Genomic DNA, 14968 nt, shown 5'->3' on the forward strand with positions numbered 1-14968 from the left:
TTCTCCCGGGCTCGACGCTAGGTCCGACCACCGCCCGACCGGGACGACCGGCCGGTGGACCCGGCTGTCCGTCGACCGGTGGACACCGGACCCGAGACGCGCTCTGGTAGGACTGGGCCCGTGTCCGAAACGGGAACGGCCGTCGCGCCGGAGCGCCGGTTGGTCCTGTGGGACCTCTACTTCGCGGTGTCGTACCTGGTCACGGTCGTGCTGGTGCTCAGGACCGCCGCCGTGGTGCCCTTGACAGCCGCCGCGGTGTGGTACGTCGTGGTCGGCCGGCCGTTGCTGTCGGTGCAGAACCGGCGCAGCTGGGTGTTCGCCGGGGTCCTGTTCGGACTGTTCGCGGTAGCTGTGCCGCTCGCGCCGGCGGGCGGGTTCGCGTTGTTCGCTGTCGTGCCGATGCTGTTGATGAGCCTGTCCCCCGTGCCGGCGCTGGTCCTGGCCACCTTGGGCAACCTGCTGCCGCCGCTGGCGGTGTGGTGGCACTTCGGTGCCGGCCGGGAGGTCTTGGACCTCCTGCCGATCACGGCGTTGGGGATCGCGGTGTCCACCTTGATGGGTCTGTGGATCACGCGGGTCGTGCGGCAGAACCACGAACGCGCCGAGCTGATCGACGAACTGCGCCGCAACCGCGAGGAGGCCGCCCGACTGTCCCGCGAGGCCGGGGTCGCCGCCGAGCGGGAACGGCTGGCCCGCGAGATCCACGACACCCTCGCCCAGAGCCTGACCAGCGTGATCAGCCTGATCGACGCCGCCGAGTCGGAGGAGCCGCGCGCCGACCGGTCGCGCCTGCTGGCACTCGCCCGGACCGCGGCGCGGGACGGCTTGGCCGAGGCTCGCCACTTCGTCGCGGCTCTCACCCCGCCCGCTCTGCACGGCGGTTCCCTCGCCGACGCCGTGCGCCGCCTCACCACGACCTGTGGCGTGCCGGCGGTGTGCGATGTGGAGGGTGTGGAGGTGCCGTTGCCGATGGCGACCCGGGTCGTGTTGCTCCGGGTCGCGCAGGAGGCGATGTCCAACGCCCGCAAGCACGCCGGTGCCACCCGCGTCGAGGTCGTCCTCGTGTTCGGTGACGGGGACGTCGAGTTGGCGGTGGTGGACGACGGCCGCGGCTTCGACGCGGCGCTCCCCCGCGCGGGTTTCGGGCTGGCCGGGATGCGTGCCCGGGTCGAGGAGGTCGGCGGCGCCCTCACCGTCACCAGCGCCCCGGGCGAGGGCACGATGATCACCGCGAACGTCCCGGCCGGAGGCCCCCGATGACGACCACCAGGGTGCTGCTGGCCGACGACCACCCGGTCGTCCGCGAGGGGCTGTCGGCGATGCTGGAGGCGGCGGACGTCGAGGTGGTCGGGCAGGCCGCGTCGGGCGGGGAGGCGGTCGCGCTGGCGGAGCGGTTGCGGCCGGACGTGGTGTTGATGGACCTGCGGATGCCCGGCGTGGACGGCGTCGAGGCGACCAGGCGGATCACGGCCGCCGTGCCGGGGTGCCGGGTCGTCGTGCTCACCACCTACGAGACGGACGCGGACATCCTGCGCGCGGTGGAGGCGGGCGCGGCCGGTTACCTGCTCAAAGGCACCTCACGGGCGGAACTCGTGGCGGCCCTCGACGCGGCGGCACGCGGGGAGACGGTGTTGTCGCCGTCGGTCGCCCGACGCCTCTTCCAAGCACCTCGGCCGCAGCCGCTGTCCAGCCGGGAACGCGAAGTCCTCACCCTGGTGGGACGCGGCCTGAGCAACGCCGAGATCGGCCGCGAGCTGTTCATCACCGAAGCGACGGTGAAGACCCACCTGCTGCGAACCTTCAAGAAACTGGACGTCTCGGACCGCACCGCCGCCGTCATGGCCGCGATGGACCGGGGCCTGCTGCCGTAGTCGGCGCGATCGAGCGGTCAGCGGTCGAAGACGACCACCTCGTACTGGGACGCCGTGGGTGGGAAGCCGGTGTCGAACTTCGCGTTCACGACCGCCAGGCGGTTGCCGTGCTTGGCGATCGTGGCCGGGACGTGGAAGTTCGGGCTGGTGTAGGTCTTGACGACCGTGCCGCTGGTCAGGTCGGGGCGCAGCTTGACCTCCACGACCGTGTTCAGGAAGTTCTCCACCGCCCACAGCCGGCCGGCCTCCAGCAGGATGCCGTCGACGGACGGGACGCTCACGCCGGCGATGGTGGCGCTCGCGCCGGTCGTCGGGTCGACCGCGTTGAGCACGCCGTTGCCGGTGTGGGCGACGATCAGGGTGCGGCCGTCCGGGGTGGCGGCGATGCCGTTGTTGTTGAACTGGCCGCTGGTGTCCGCTGCCGGGCCGCTCAGCGCCAACGTCTCCTGGGTGCCCAGTTCGCCCAGGGGGCTGACCGGCACGAAGTACAGCCGCGGGTTGGCGGTGTCGGTGAACCAGGCGCCCTTGTTGGTCAGCGTCACGTCGTTGATCAGCGCCGCTCCGGGGGTGCCGAGCTGGTAGGTGGCCGCGGTGGCGCCGGTGTCGAGGTCGTAGACGTACGCGGTGCCCGCGAAGCCGCCGGCCACGAACAGCAGGTTGTGGGCCTCGTCCACGGTCATGCCGACGGCCATGCGGGAGCCGTTCGGCACGTCGATGAACAGCTCGGCGGTGCCCGTCCTCAGGTCGCCGCGGTAGATGTCGCCGGCGAACAGGTCGCCCGCGTAGAAACTGGTCCCGCGGCCGGTGGTGATGCCCTCCGCCGACGTGGCGCCGGGCAGCACGATGACCTCCTCGTCCTGCGCGGCGGTCGCCACCGCCGGGGTGAGGGCCACGAGCAGCGCGGCCACGGCCAGGAGACGTCCGGGAGATGCGCTCATGGCGGCCAGTGTGCGCTCGCCCCGGGGCAGGCTGGATGGGCCGAAAGGCCCGAGCGTCAGCACGCCTCGACCAGCAGGCCCATGGACTGGGCGCGCAGCACCGTGGACAGGCGGTCGGTGGTCCCGAGCTTCCGGTAGACGTTCTGCAGGTGGCGGTGGACGGTCCGGGGCGAGATGTCCATGCGGCGGGCGATGGCCTCGGCGGTCAGGCCCTGGGCCAGCACGGTCAGCACCTTGTGCTCGCGTTCGGTGAGGCCGTGGTCGGGGACCGCGCCCGCCCAGCTGGTGCCCACGCGGTCGAACAGGCCCGGCTCGCACGCGTCCAGCAGGGCGCGGGCCTGGTCCAGCTCGCGGCGTTCCCGGTCGGGGCGGTCGGTCTGGCGGAACAGGGCCGCGGCGACGACCCGCGCCCGGCCGGCCTGCACCGGGTGCCCGGCCTTCTCCAGCAGGTCGGCGGCCTGGGCGGCGGCGGTGGCGGCCGCGGCCGGGTCGGTGTGGCGCAGGGCGGCGGCGTGGGCGAGGCGGGCGAAGCCGTGGCGCAGGCGGCCGGGGAACTCCGCCACCAGGCTGCGGGCGTACTCGGCCCACCGCAGGGCGTCGGCGGCGCGGTTGCGGGCGCTGTCGGCCAGGGCGAGCAGGGCGCACCACTCGACGGTGGCCAGCGGGTCGACCAGCGGGAGGTCCAGGCTGCCGCCCGCGCCCAGGAGGTGCTCGACGCACCGGCCCGGGTCGTTGGAGTGCAGGGCGGCCAGGCCCAGCGCGTGGTGGGCCGGGAACTCCGGGCTCGCCGCGACCGCCTGCTCGGCCAGCCGCAACCCCTCGGCGACCTCGCCGCGCCACACCGCGACGCGCGCGAGGCCGGCCGGCGCGAGGGCGTCGGACGCACCGGTGGTCCGGTGGGTCTCGGCGGCGTCCCGGTAGCACTCGGCGGCGTCCGCGAGCCGGCCCAGGTGCTCCAGGGCTTCACCCCGGGCCTGGGCCAGGTCGCCCAGGACGTCGCCGCGGTCCTGCTCACGGGCCAGGCGGGCGGCCCGGTCGAGGTGGCGCAGGGCGTCGGCGGGGCGTTCCAGGGCGGTCTCGGCGCGCCCCAGCCACAGCAGGGCCTCCGGGGCGCAGTCGGTGGCGTCGGCCAGTGCCACGGCCTCGTCCAGCAGGTGGGGCGTGCGGCGGTCGACGGGCTTGCCCAGCCGCACGGCCAGCGCCGCCACCAGCAGGGCCGGGTCGGCGAGGCGGCGGGCGGCGCGCACGGCCAGGTCGGCGCGGGTCCGGCCGGCGGCGGGGTCGGCGGCCAGCGCGACCTCCAGCAGCAGCCGGCCGCGCCGGTCGCCGAGGTCGCGGTGTTCGCGTTCCAGCAGGGCGTTGGCGTCGGCGTGGCGGCCCTGGGCGCGGTCGGCGAGGGCGCAGCGCAGCGCGATCTCGGCCCGGTCCGGCGGGCACAGGGCGAGCAGGTCCCGCACGGCCCGGCGGTGGTCGTGGGTGCGGCCGGCGGCGTGGGTGGCGGCGACCAGGCCGCGCAGCAGCCGCTGCCGGGCGGGGACGGCGTCCCGGGGCACCAGGCGCAGGGCGCGGTCGAGGTGGTGGGCGGTCACGGCGGGCGCGATCCGCGCGGACACCTCGGCCGCCGCCAGCAGTTCCTCGAGCGTGGCCGGTGGTCTCGGCGGGGTGTGCGGGTGTCTCTCGCGCGGTCCCGGGGCCTCGACCAGGTGGGTGTCGGCGGGCAGGCGCAGCTTGTGGTCGTCGGCCACCGCCACCACCACGCGGGCGGTCGGCGGGTGGCGGAACAGGTGGTCCAGCAGTTCCAGGGTGGCCGGGTCGGCGTGGTGGGCCTGGTCGACCGCGACCAGCAGCCCCGAGGGCCGGGCGATGGACTCCACCAGGTCGGCGGCGGTGCGGTGGACGCGGTGGCGTTCCACGGCGGTGAACACGCACGCGCCGCGGTCCAGGGAGGCGTGCAGGACAGCGCTGAGCAGCAGCAACGCGTTCTGCGGGGCTGCGGCGTCCACACCGCGCAAAGCGTCGCGCAACGCACCGAACGGGACCAGCCGGGTGGCCTCCGCCGCGCGCACGTGGATGACGACCATCCCGTCCCGCCGGGCGGTGCGGGCCAACTCCTCCAGCCACCGCGCCCGACCGGCACCGACGACACGCACCACGCCCGCTCCGAGCATGTCGGAGCCGGGCTCGTCGGCCGTCGGCACGTCCGCGAAAACCTGGGTCATGGCACCTCCCGGGGACAAGGAGGGCACCGCACGACAGCGGATACGCGTGACGCGGAATTCACCCGGTCGGCGGCGCCTCCCGCAGGTCGAGCTGGAGCAGCACCGGCGACACCGCGAACCCCGCCCGCACGTAGCCGGGCACCGCCTGCGTGCTCGAGTGCACCGTCATCCGCTCCAGCCCCAGCTCCCGGGCCGCCGCCAGCACGTCGCCGACCAGCCGCCCGGCCAGCCCGCGACCGCGCTCGGCGGGCGTCACGTACACGCACTGGAGGTCGCCGGAGGCCCGGTCGAACGAGCGCGGGTGCGGCACCCGCACGACCACCCCGAGCCACGCCATGCCCAGCACCTCCCCGTCCCGCACCGCCACCGAACACCGGTGCGAGGCCGTGTGGTCAGCCGCCCACGCCGCGAACCGGGCCGCGAACTCGGCCCGCGGCATCGGCACCGACCCGTGCACCTCCTCCGTCCACCGCCACCGCAACGCCGCCACGGCGGGCAGTTCCTCCGGTCGGGCGGCACGCACCTCGATGTCGTCCACCTGACCGAGTAAACCGCCGCACACGGCCCCGTTCACCGAAAGCGACCGATTTTCACGTCCCACACCGGGACAATGGCGGGATCTTCGGCGGGGAGGGGGAACGAGCCGTGCGGGACAGGGGGTTGCTCACACCGTTGCGGGAGCCGGTGTTCCGGCGCTTGGTGGTGGGGCGCGGAAGTGCCGAGTTGGCGAACGCGATCGCGCCCGTGGCGCTGTCGTTCGCCGTGCTGGACGTGACGGGCAGTCTGGTGGACCTGGGCGTGGTGGTGGGCGCGCGGTCGGTGGCCGTGGTGCTGCTGGTGCTGTTCGGCGGGATGCTCGCCGACCGGCTGCCGCGCTCGGTGATCCTCCAGGGCACGGCGGCGCTGTCCGCGGCGACGCAGACCGTGATCGCGGTGAGCGTGCTGGGCGGGTTCGCGACGCTGCCGCTGCTGGTGGTGTTGAGCGTGGCCAACGGCATCACGTCGGCGATGTCGCTGCCGGCCGCCGCCGCGCTGACGCCGCAGACCGTGCCGGCGACGATGTTGACGCAGGCCAACGCGGTGGCCCGGATGTTCGTCAACAGCGGCCGGTTCACCGGGTCCGCCGTGGGCGGGGTCATGGTGGGCGCGTTCGGGCCGGGGTGGGCGATCGCGGGCAACGCCGCGGTCTTCCTCGCGGCGGCCCTGGCCTACCGGGCGGTGCGGATCGACGGCGCGCCACGAGCGGCGGCGGGATCGGTGTTCGGCGAGCTGGCCGACGGGTGGCGCGAGTTCACCGAGCACACCTGGGTGTGGGTGGTGGTGCTGCAGTTCATGGTGGTCAACGCCGTGCTGGCGGGCGGGTTGTTCGTGCTCGGGCCGGCGGTGGCGGACCGGTCGATCGGCCGGGTGGCGTGGGGTTTCGTCATCGCCGCGCAGACCATGGGCGCGTTGGTCGGCGGGGTGCTGATGGCGCACTGGCGGCCCCGGCGGGCGTTGCGGGCCGGGGTGGTCGTGGTGCTGCTGGAGGTGCTGCCGCTGATCGCGCTGGCCAAGGCGCCGCACGTGGTGCCGTTGGTGCTGGCCATGTTCGTGGTGGGCGTGACCGGTGAGGTGTTCGTGGTGGCGTGGGACGTGTCGCTGCAGGAGAACATCCCGCCGGACAAGCTGGCCCGCGTCTACTCCTACGACATGCTCGGCTCGTGGATCGCCCTGCCCGTGGGCGAGGTCGTCGCCGGGCCGCTCGGGACCCGGTTCGGCACGGAGACCACCCTGCTGGCCGGGGCGGCGGTGCTGGCCCTGGTCACGTGCGCCGCGCTGGGCAGCCGGCAGGTGCGGGACCTGGTGCGGCGGGACCCGGTGGAGGCGACGGGCTGAAGGCCAGTTTCGCGGAAGTGGCCCGCGACAGCGGCCGCGGGGGCGTGTCAGGGTCGGGCATCCCCTTCGTCGAACTGGAGTTGTGCTCGTGGACCCCGTGCTCGCCGCCGACCTCGCCGCTTTCCCGGACCTGCTCGACGCCACCCGGCGCTACGCCACCGACGTCCTGGCCGGGTTGGACGAGCGGCAGGTGAGCCCGGCGGTGCCCGCCCAGACCACCGCGCTGCCGTCCACGGGCACCGGGTTCGCGGCGGCGCTGGCCGAGTTCGACCGGCGGTGGGCGGACGGCTTCGCGGCCTCCGCCGGACCGCGCTACCTGGGTTTCGTCACCGGCGGCGCGACACCCGCCGCGGTCGCCGGCGACTGGTTGACCAGCGCGTTCGACCAGAACCCGTCGTCACGCAGCGGTGCGGAGGCGGCGACCGAGCTCGAGCGGGAGACCGTGCGGTGGCTCGCGGAGCTGTTCGGGGTGGACGGTCACACCGGCGCTTTCGTCAGCGGCGCCACGACGTCGAACCTCGTCGGCCTCGCGATCGCGCGGGAGTGGCTGGGCGAGCAGCGCGGGGTGTCGGTCGCGTCGGCCGGGGTGGGGGCGCTCGGCGAGGTGACCGTGTTGTCCGGCGCGCCGCATTCCAGCGTGTACAAGGCGTTGTCGATGCTCGGGCTGGGCCGCGACCGCCTGCGGTTGGTGCCGACGCTGCCCGGACGCGAGGCGGTGGACCCGGCGGCGCTGGAGGAGGCGTTGGCCGGGGCGGGCGGTCCGGCGATCGTCGTCGGCAACGCGGGCACGGTGAACACCGTCGACTTCGACGACCTCCGGGCGTTGGTGGAACTGCGGAAGCGCTACCCGTTCTGGCTGCACGTGGACGCCGCGTTCGGCGGGTTCGCGGCGGTCAGCGACGAACACGCGCACCTGGTGGAAGGGTTGGCGGAGGCCGACTCGGTGTGCGTGGACCTGCACAAGTGGCTCAACGTGCCCTACGACTCGGCCGTCCAGTTCACCCGCCGCCGCGACCTGCAGGTCCAGGTCTTCCAGAACGCCGCCGCTTACCTCGGTCTGCCCACGGACAACCCGGACTTCGTCCACCTGACCCCGCAGAACTCGAGGCGGCTGCGAGCGTTGGCGGCGTGGTTCGCGCTGGCGGCGTACGGGCGGGAGGGACACCGGGACATCGTGGCGCGGTGCGTGGCGGAGGCGAGGCGGTTCGGCGCACTACTGTCCGCGACCCCGGGCGTCACGCTGCTGGCCCCGGTGCGCCTGAACGTCGTGTGCTTCACCCTGGACGACCCGGAACGCATCTCGGAAGTACTAGACGCCGTGACGGCGTCCGGCGAGGCCTTCCTGACACCGACCGTCTACAAGGGACAGACAGCGCTACGAGCCGCGTTCAGCAACTGGCGCACCACGCCCGAGGACACCAACCGCGTCCACGCCGCCCTGGCCAAGGCGCTACGCGGCTAGACCAGCGCGTGCTGTTCGGCGAAGCCGGCGAGTGGCAGTCCACCGGAAGGACACAACTCAACTTGGGCTTCTTGCTTTTGTCATCCCCGTATGGCCTGCCCGAAGGGCTACCACAGATTTCCCGGGGTGCAGCCGAAAGTTTTTGCGAGGAACGAGCAAAAAGTTTTAGCGGCACCCCGGGAAATCTGTGGTAGGCTCCGCCAGGCCATACGGGGATGACAAAAGCAAGAAGCCCCCGCAGTTGCAGTTGAGTCATCCTTGGCGGCCTGCCCGCCGGCGAGGCGCTTTTCGCTTTTAAGCGCTTGAACCGGAACGCTTCGCTCTCAAGCCGAACGCGCTTCGCGCTCTTGGGAGCGCTGCGCGCTTGAAAGATGAAAAGCGGCGCTCGCCGCGCGGCAGGCCGCCAGCGGGGGGTGAAGGGCGTCGGTTCCCCCGCCGTATGGCCTGGCGGAGCCAACCACATTTTCCAGGGGTTGCCGCTAAAACTTTTGCTCGTTCCTCGCAAAACTTTCGGCTGCAACCCCTGGAAAATGTGGTAGCCCTTCGGGCAGGCCATACGGCGGGGGAACCGAGGCCCTCCACCTGTGGTGGTCACCACCGCGAAGAAGCGCGCTGCGCGCGCCGGAAAGCGAAAGGCGGCGTGCGCGGCGGGAAGCGGAAGCGGCGCCGGAAGTGTGTTGCCTGGGCTAGAGGGTTGGTAGGACTTCGGTTGCCACGGTTTCGAGGATGCCTTCGTCGCCGGCGAACACGCCCGACTCCCGGGGCCACGGGGCGGCCATGTCGGTGAAGCCCAGTTCCTGCGCTCGGCCCAGGAAGTCGCGGTAGCACTCGACGCTGGACAGCGAGTACACCGGGGCGGCGTCGGATTGCAGGACCCTGCGTAGGCCCGGTCGGTCTGCTGTGGCCTCCTCGAAGCGGGCCGAGAGTTCTGCCAAGGACGTCCACCAGTTGTCCAAGGTGTCGTGGCGCGTCCCGGTGGTGACCCAGCCCTGGCCGTAGCGGGCGGCCAGGGCCAGGGACTTGGGGCCGTTGGCGGCTACCACGAACGGGATTCGGGGGCGTTGCACGCAGCCCGGCAGGGTGCGCGCGCCCACGGCCCGGTAGTACTGCCCCGACCAGGTCACGTCGTCCTGGGTCAGCAGCAGGTCCAGCAGTTCGACGAACTCCGCGTACCTGGCGGACGGGCTGCGGGCGTGGTTGGTGCCGCCGAAGACCGTGCTGTCGTAGCCGCCCTGGCCGCCTGCCCCGACGCCCAGCGTGAAACGGCCGTCGGACACGTCGTCCAGAGCCGTCAACTCGCGGGCGAACGGCAGTGGGTGGCGGAAGTTCGGGGACGCCACGAGCATCCCCAGTTCGATCCGCGAGGTCGCCTCGGCCGCCAGCGCCAACGTGGGCACGCTGCCGAACCACGGGCCGTCGACCAACGGGCCCCAGCCGACGTGGTCGAAGGTCCACGCGGTGGCGAAGCCGTAGCGCTCGGCGGCCTCCCACCGGGGTCGGGCGTGCTTCCAGCGGTACTCCGGCAGGATCGTGATCCCTGCGCGCATCCCCCAGCTCCAATCAGTCGAGGTGTTCAATCGAACACGTCAAATGTTCGAGCGTCAAGCGTGCAACCATCCCGGCGGCCCGCCTTGTAGTACCGGGGTCCAACGATCGAAAGGCCACAGGGTGGGGGTTCCCGAAGGGTTCCAGGAGTTCGTGGCGACGGCGTCGCCGCGCCTCCTGCGCACCGCGTTCTTGCTGACCCGCGACGTCGGGCACGCCGAAGACCTGCTCCAGACCGCGCTCGCCCGCGCGTGGCGGTCGTGGAGCCGGATCGACGGCGCGGCCGAGCCGTACGTGCGGCGGATCATGGTCAACACCTACGCCACGTGGTGGCGGCGGCGTTGGCGGGCCGAGACACCGACCGACGAGGTGCCCGAACGGGTCGGCGAGTCCATCGAGGACGCCGTCGACCGGCGGGAGTGGTTGTGGGACGCCCTCGGGCGGTTGCCGCGGCGGCAGCGGGCCGCGGTGGTGCTGCGGTACTACGAGGACCTGTCCGAGGCCGAGGTGGCGGCGGTGCTGGGCTGCTCGGTGGGCACGGTCAAGAGCCAGACCAGTCGTGCGCTGGCCAAGCTGCGGCTGGACGAGACGGTCGTGCGGGAAGGAGCGGGGCGGTGAACGAGGCGGAACTGGTGGAGTTGTTGCGGGAACGCGCCGACATCCCCGACGAGGGCCACCGCACGCGCGTCGAGGGCGTGCGGGCCAAGGTGCGGCGCAGCCGGTGGCAGCAGGCGGGCGGCATCCTGGCGGCGGTCGTGGTGGTGCTCGCGGGCCTGCTGTACGCGGTGCCGCGCGGGCCGTCCTCCGACCCGGCGGACCCGCCCGGCGAGTCGCTGCCGACCTACCAGGACGGCTACCGGTTCTCCACGACCGCGTTCGCCACGCTGCCGGAGCGCACGAAGGAGGTGACCTACGAGGTCAAGGGCGACTTCCTGGTCTACGCCCACTGCGCGATCACCGACCTGCACCGCACCACGATCCTGATCAAGGTCAACGACCGGGTCTGGTACGACGGCCCGTGCGACCGGAACGGCGGTCCGGTCCTGCCGCCGCGCGACGCGCGGACCGCGTACGGCATCCGGCTCGGGCAGCCGATCCGGATCGAGCTGAGCCTGCCGGACCCGGCGGCCCGCACCGGCCGGTGGGGCATCCGGATCGGCGAGGCGGTGGCGTTCGCGGACTACTCCTTCCCGCCGCGCCCGTCGCAGCTCGCGGCGCTGCCCCGCGGCGACCAGGTCGTGGCGTGGTCGCACCCCGAACACCCGGACGGGCAGTTCGAGACGCGCTTCCCGTGGCCGGACGCCGGTGAGCTGGTGCTGTGGACCAACTCGCCCGGCCGGTTCCGCGTGTTCGTCAACGGCGTTCCGGTGGTGGAAGCGGTCTTCTTCGACTACGGCGTGCACTGGGCGCCCTCGGGACCGATCTCCGAGTGGTCTCGGCTGTACGGGCTGGACGTCAAGCCCGGCCAGGAGGTCGTGCTCCTCGTCATCCCCGAGCGCGCCGCCGGGCAGTGGCAGGTCACGCAGTCGCCCGCCCAGCCCAGGTGAGCGGGGCGCGCACCACCAGGACCCCGTCGAGCAGCCACGCCTCGATGCGGTCCACGTCGACCTCGGCGGGGATGGTGGCGCAGAAGTAGAAACCGCCGGAGGAGGGGCGGGCGGTGATGCCGACGCGGGAACGCAGCACCGGCACGCCGTCCGCCCGCACGTCGTGGTCGTGCACCTCGACCCGGACGTCCAGGTCGGGCACGACGGTGGCGATGAGGTAGGCGTCCCGGGTGACGACGACGTCCACCGAGTGCGGGTCGGCGTCGTCGGTGGTGACGTCCCAGGGGCGGCCGAGGGTGCGGCCGATGAGGTTCCACCACCGGTCCATCTCGCGCAGCGGCCCCGGGTCCGGACGACCCCGGTGGACCGTCAGCCACTCCACGACCGTCACCCTTCGGTGGTTTTCGGGCACGTCGAAGCTCGTGTACCCGCTTTGAGCAGGCACACGCTCGTTCGGACGGGTGAAGTTGTTACTCCGAGTCGGGGACTCCCGCGGGTGACTGCTCCTCGACCGTCGGCATCGGCGCGGTCTGCGCGGCGGCGGCTTCGGCGTCGTCCACGAGCTCCGGTCCACCCCACTGCCCGTCGGCGGTGCCCAGTCGGTGCTTGCCCATCGTCGTACTCCCCTCACAGGTTCCGAGGACACGTACCCAGCCCGCGGGCGGTTCACACCCGGGGGTGTGGGCGATCACGTCGAAGAATGCGAAGATCTTCCGCCTATGACCCAGCTCACCACCGGGGTCCGCGCCGGGTACGCGCTGGGCTCGTTCACCACCGGCGCGTTCGGCACCGTGCCGGGGCTGCTCCTGCTGCCGTACCTGACCGACCGGCTGGCCGTGCCCGCCGCCGTCGCCGGGGTGCTGGTGCTCGCGCCCAAGGCGTGGGACGTGCTGTTCAACCCGGTCGCGGGCCGGATCAGCGACCGGGCGGGCGTGCGGCGACCGTTCCTGCTGCGCGGCGGCATCGCGGTGGCGGTGCTGTTCGCGGCGCTGTTCGCCGGGCCGTTCACGGGTGCGGCGGGCGCGGTGTACGTGGCCGCGGTGTTCCTGCTGTGCGCGACCGCGTACGCGTTCTTCCAGGTCCCGTACGTGGCGATGGCGGCGGAGCTCACCACCGACTACGACGAGCGCACCCGGCTCATGGCGTGGCGGATCACCGTGCTGGCGCTGGCGATCCTGGTCAGCGGGGCGGGCGCGCCGGCCGTGCGGGACGCGGGCGGGTACGGGCTGGTGGGCGTGGCGGTCGGGGTGCTGATCCTGGCCGGGACGCTGGCGACCTACCTGGGCACGCGGGACGCGGCGCGGCACGTGCCCACCGCCGCCGGCCTGCGCGAACTGGTCGGGGCGGTGCGGGAGTCGCGCCCGTTCCGGCTGCTGCTGGCCGTGTTCGTGGTGCAGGCCGTCGGGCTGGGCACGATGTTGGCGGGCGTGGACTACTTCGCCCGGCTGGTGCTGGGCGACCAGTCGTTGCAGACGTGGCTGTTCGTCGGGTTCGTGGGTCCGGCGCTGGTGGTCATGCCGCTGTGGCAGCGGGTCGGGCGGCGGCGCGGCAAGCGGTTCGGGCTGGTGGTGGCGTCGGTGCTGTTCGCCGCCGCCGTGGTCGGGCTGACCGCGTCCCGGGCGCTGCCGGTGTGGGGCGTGCTCGCGCTGATGGCGGTGATCGGTGTCGGGTACGCCGGGATGCAGGTGTTCCCGCTGGCCATGCTGCCGGACGTGATCAGCGCGGCGGAGCGGCGGGCCGGGAGCACCCGGGCCGGGCTGTTCTCCGGGGTGTGGACGGCCGGCGAGACCCTGGGTCTGGCGCTGGGGCCGGGTGCGTACGGGCTGGTGCTGGGCCTGGGCGGGTACGTCGCCGGCACCGGCGCGGCGGTGCAGCCCGACAGCGCCGTGACCGCCGCCCTGCTCGGGTTCACCGCCCTGCCCGCGCTGCTGGTCGTGCTCGCCCTGCCGCTGCTGCCCCGTGAGGAGACCGCATGATCCCCGCCGAGGACGTCCTGTCCGAGCTGGCCGCTCTGCGCGCCGATGACCTGCCGACGCACGGCGGGCGGACGCTCGCCTACGTCTACGACAGCGCCTTGCCCGGCCTGGACGACCTCGCGGCTCGTGCGCACGCGATGGCGGCCTCGGTGAACGGCCTCGACCCGACGGCGTTTCCCAGCCTGTTGAGGCTGGAGAACGAGGTGGTCGCCACGGCCGCGCGGCTCCTGGGCGGTACGTCGGACACGGTCGGCACGGTGACCTCCGGCGGCACCGAGTCGTGCCTGCTGGCCGTGCTCGCCGCCCGGGACGCAGCGCCGACGACCGACGCGCCCTCGATCGTCCTGCCGGAGACCGCGCACGCCGCGTTCCACAAGGCCGCCCACTACTTCGGTGTGCGCGTGGTGGCCGTGCCGGTGGACCCGAAGACGTTCCGCGCCGACCCTGCCGCCATGGCCGCCGCGATCGACGACACCACCGTGCTCGTCGTGGTCAGCGCCCCGTCCTACGCGCACGGCGTGGTGGACCCGGTCGCTCCGATCGCCGCCGCTGCCGCCGAACGCGGGGTGCGCTGCCACGTGGACGCGTGCATCGGCGGCTGGGTCCTGCCGTTCGCGCCGGACGCGCCACCGTTCGACTTCTCCGTGCCGGGCGTCACGAGCATCTCCGTCGACCTGCACAAGTACGCCTACGCACCCAAGGGCACGTCCGTGCTCTTGCACGCCAACGCCGACCTGCGCCGCCCGCAGTACTTCGCCAGCGCCGCCTGGCCCGGCTACACGATGCTCAACTCCACCACCCAGTCCACCCGCTCCGGCGGCCCGGTCGCCGCCGCGTGGGCCGTGCTGCGGCACATCGGCGAGGACGGCTACCGGTCCCTCGCCCACACCGCGCTGGCCGCCACCCGCGTGATCCGCGAGGGCGTCGAGGCGATCGAGGGCCTGCGGGTGCTGGGCGAGCCGGACTCGACGCTGCTGGCGTTCACCGCGGACGACGTGGACGTGTTCGTGGTGGCCGACGAGATGCGGGCGCGGAACTGGTACGTGCAGCCGCAGTTCGCGCACCGGTCGTCGCCGGCGAACCTGCACCTCACGGTCACGGCGGCCAACGCGGGCGCGGAAGAGGTGTTCCTGGCCGACCTGCGGGCGTCGGTGGACGCGGCCCGCGCGGCGGGACCGGCGGACGTGCCGGCCGAGGTGGTGGCGTTCGTGCAGGGCCTCGACCCGGAGGCGTTGACACCGCAGGAGTTCGCCGGGCTGCTCGCAGCAGCGGGACTGGGTGGCGCGGGGGTGTTGCCCGAGCGGATGGCCGTGGTCAACACGCTGCTCGCCGCCGCGCGGCCGGCGTTGCGCGAGCGGCTGCTGGTGGAGTTCCTCGGCATCCTGTACTCATAAGGCACAGCTACGCCCCGGCTGCGATAAATGCCGAGCAACAGGGTCAAGCATAGCAATCGTCACAAGTGCGAATTCTTCGGGGTCCACCTGCGCTTCCGCGCACCCCTCGACACCGAATCCGTGGCACGATCCGGGCACAAC

General features: G+C 73.2%; 14 protein-coding genes. 8 read left to right on the forward strand and 6 right to left on the reverse strand.

The annotated features are described in order from the left end of the window. The first annotated feature begins 120 nt into the window (after positions 1–120). Positions 121–1260, forward strand: coding sequence for a sensor histidine kinase (locus DFJ66_RS06265; RefSeq protein WP_246029606.1), 1140 nt, complete (start codon positions 121–123; stop codon positions 1258–1260). Continuing rightward, positions 1257–1871, forward strand: a complete 615-nt coding sequence (locus DFJ66_RS06270; RefSeq protein WP_121218811.1) for a response regulator — start codon at positions 1257–1259, stop codon at positions 1869–1871. Before DFJ66_RS06265 ends, DFJ66_RS06270 begins: the two co-directional genes overlap by 4 nt. A gap of 17 nt (positions 1872–1888) precedes the next feature. On the opposite strand, the gene DFJ66_RS06275 is transcribed toward DFJ66_RS06270, so the two are convergent. The 3 genes from DFJ66_RS06275 to DFJ66_RS06285 are packed head-to-tail and all read right to left on the reverse strand — an operon-like array spanning position 1889 to position 5566. After that, positions 1889–2809, reverse strand: coding sequence for an SMP-30/gluconolactonase/LRE family protein (locus DFJ66_RS06275; protein WP_121218813.1), 921 nt, complete (start codon positions 2807–2809; stop codon positions 1889–1891). 56 nt (positions 2810–2865) lie between these two features. Continuing rightward, on the reverse strand, positions 2866–5028 hold the full coding sequence (locus tag DFJ66_RS06280) for a LuxR C-terminal-related transcriptional regulator (protein WP_121218815.1): 2163 nt from the start codon (positions 5026–5028) through the stop codon (positions 2866–2868). A 58-nt stretch (positions 5029–5086) separates the two neighbouring features. Beyond that, the gene (locus DFJ66_RS06285; RefSeq protein ID WP_121218817.1) at positions 5087–5566 is read right to left on the reverse strand and encodes a GNAT family N-acetyltransferase; all 480 of its coding nucleotides are present in this window, start codon (positions 5564–5566) and stop codon (positions 5087–5089) included. 107 nt (positions 5567–5673) lie between these two features. Here DFJ66_RS06285 and DFJ66_RS06290 point away from each other — a divergent pair, with 107 nt between their 5' ends. Continuing rightward, positions 5674–6903 (forward strand): MFS transporter, encoded by a 1230-nt coding sequence (locus DFJ66_RS06290; RefSeq protein ID WP_246029607.1) that lies wholly within the window; start codon positions 5674–5676, stop codon positions 6901–6903. Positions 6904–6991: 88 nt separating this feature from the next. Further along, the gene (locus DFJ66_RS06295; RefSeq protein ID WP_121230759.1) at positions 6992–8365 is read left to right on the forward strand and encodes a pyridoxal phosphate-dependent decarboxylase family protein; all 1374 of its coding nucleotides are present in this window, start codon (positions 6992–6994) and stop codon (positions 8363–8365) included. 686 nt (positions 8366–9051) lie between these two features. Here DFJ66_RS06295 and DFJ66_RS06300 read toward each other — a convergent pair. Next, positions 9052–9912, reverse strand: a complete 861-nt coding sequence (locus tag DFJ66_RS06300) for an LLM class flavin-dependent oxidoreductase (protein ID WP_121218819.1) — start codon at positions 9910–9912, stop codon at positions 9052–9054. 121 nt (positions 9913–10033) lie between these two features. On the opposite strand from DFJ66_RS06300, the gene DFJ66_RS06305 reads away from it, so the two are divergent. Beyond that, positions 10034–10528 (forward strand): SigE family RNA polymerase sigma factor, encoded by a 495-nt coding sequence (locus DFJ66_RS06305; protein ID WP_246029608.1) that lies wholly within the window; start codon positions 10034–10036, stop codon positions 10526–10528. Next, on the forward strand, positions 10525–11457 hold the full coding sequence (locus DFJ66_RS06310; RefSeq protein ID WP_121218823.1) for a hypothetical protein: 933 nt from the start codon (positions 10525–10527) through the stop codon (positions 11455–11457). Before DFJ66_RS06305 ends, DFJ66_RS06310 begins: the two co-directional genes overlap by 4 nt. On the opposite strand, the gene DFJ66_RS06315 is transcribed toward DFJ66_RS06310, so the two are convergent. Then, the gene (locus DFJ66_RS06315; protein ID WP_147459180.1) at positions 11429–11839 is read right to left on the reverse strand and encodes an Hsp20 family protein; all 411 of its coding nucleotides are present in this window, start codon (positions 11837–11839) and stop codon (positions 11429–11431) included. The genes DFJ66_RS06310 and DFJ66_RS06315 overlap by 29 nt on opposite strands. Before the next feature lie 88 nt (positions 11840–11927). Further along, entirely contained in the window at positions 11928–12071 is a 144-nt protein-coding gene (locus tag DFJ66_RS42490) for a hypothetical protein (protein WP_170199159.1), read from the reverse strand. A gap of 105 nt (positions 12072–12176) precedes the next feature. On the opposite strand from DFJ66_RS42490, the gene DFJ66_RS06320 reads away from it, so the two are divergent. Further along, on the forward strand, positions 12177–13433 hold the full coding sequence (locus DFJ66_RS06320; RefSeq protein ID WP_121218827.1) for an MFS transporter: 1257 nt from the start codon (positions 12177–12179) through the stop codon (positions 13431–13433). After that, positions 13430–14827, forward strand: a complete 1398-nt coding sequence (locus tag DFJ66_RS06325) for a pyridoxal phosphate-dependent decarboxylase family protein (protein ID WP_121218829.1) — start codon at positions 13430–13432, stop codon at positions 14825–14827. Before DFJ66_RS06320 ends, DFJ66_RS06325 begins: the two co-directional genes overlap by 4 nt. Positions 14828–14968: the final 141 nt, after the last annotated feature.

This window comes from Saccharothrix variisporea (genome assembly GCF_003634995.1).
GTDB lineage: Bacteria > Actinomycetota > Actinomycetes > Mycobacteriales > Pseudonocardiaceae > Actinosynnema > Actinosynnema variisporeum.

Bases quoted from the DNA above. Each gene is read 5' to 3' on its own strand.
- DFJ66_RS06275 (WP_121218813.1), bottom strand. From the start codon at position 2,809: ATGAGCGCATCTCCCGGACGTCTCCTGGCCGTGGCCGCGCTGCTCGTG.
- DFJ66_RS06270 (WP_121218811.1), top strand. From the start codon at position 1,257: ATGACGACCACCAGGGTGCTGCTGGCCGACGACCACCCGGTCGTCCGC.
- DFJ66_RS06325 (WP_121218829.1), top strand. From the start codon at position 13,430: ATGATCCCCGCCGAGGACGTCCTGTCCGAGCTGGCCGCTCTGCGCGCC.
- DFJ66_RS06300 (WP_121218819.1), bottom strand. From the start codon at position 9,912: ATGCGCGCAGGGATCACGATCCTGCCGGAGTACCGCTGGAAGCACGCC.
- DFJ66_RS42490 (WP_170199159.1), bottom strand. From the start codon at position 12,071: ATGGGCAAGCACCGACTGGGCACCGCCGACGGGCAGTGGGGTGGACCG.
- DFJ66_RS06320 (WP_121218827.1), top strand. From the start codon at position 12,177: ATGACCCAGCTCACCACCGGGGTCCGCGCCGGGTACGCGCTGGGCTCG.
- DFJ66_RS06280 (WP_121218815.1), bottom strand. From the start codon at position 5,028: ATGACCCAGGTTTTCGCGGACGTGCCGACGGCCGACGAGCCCGGCTCC.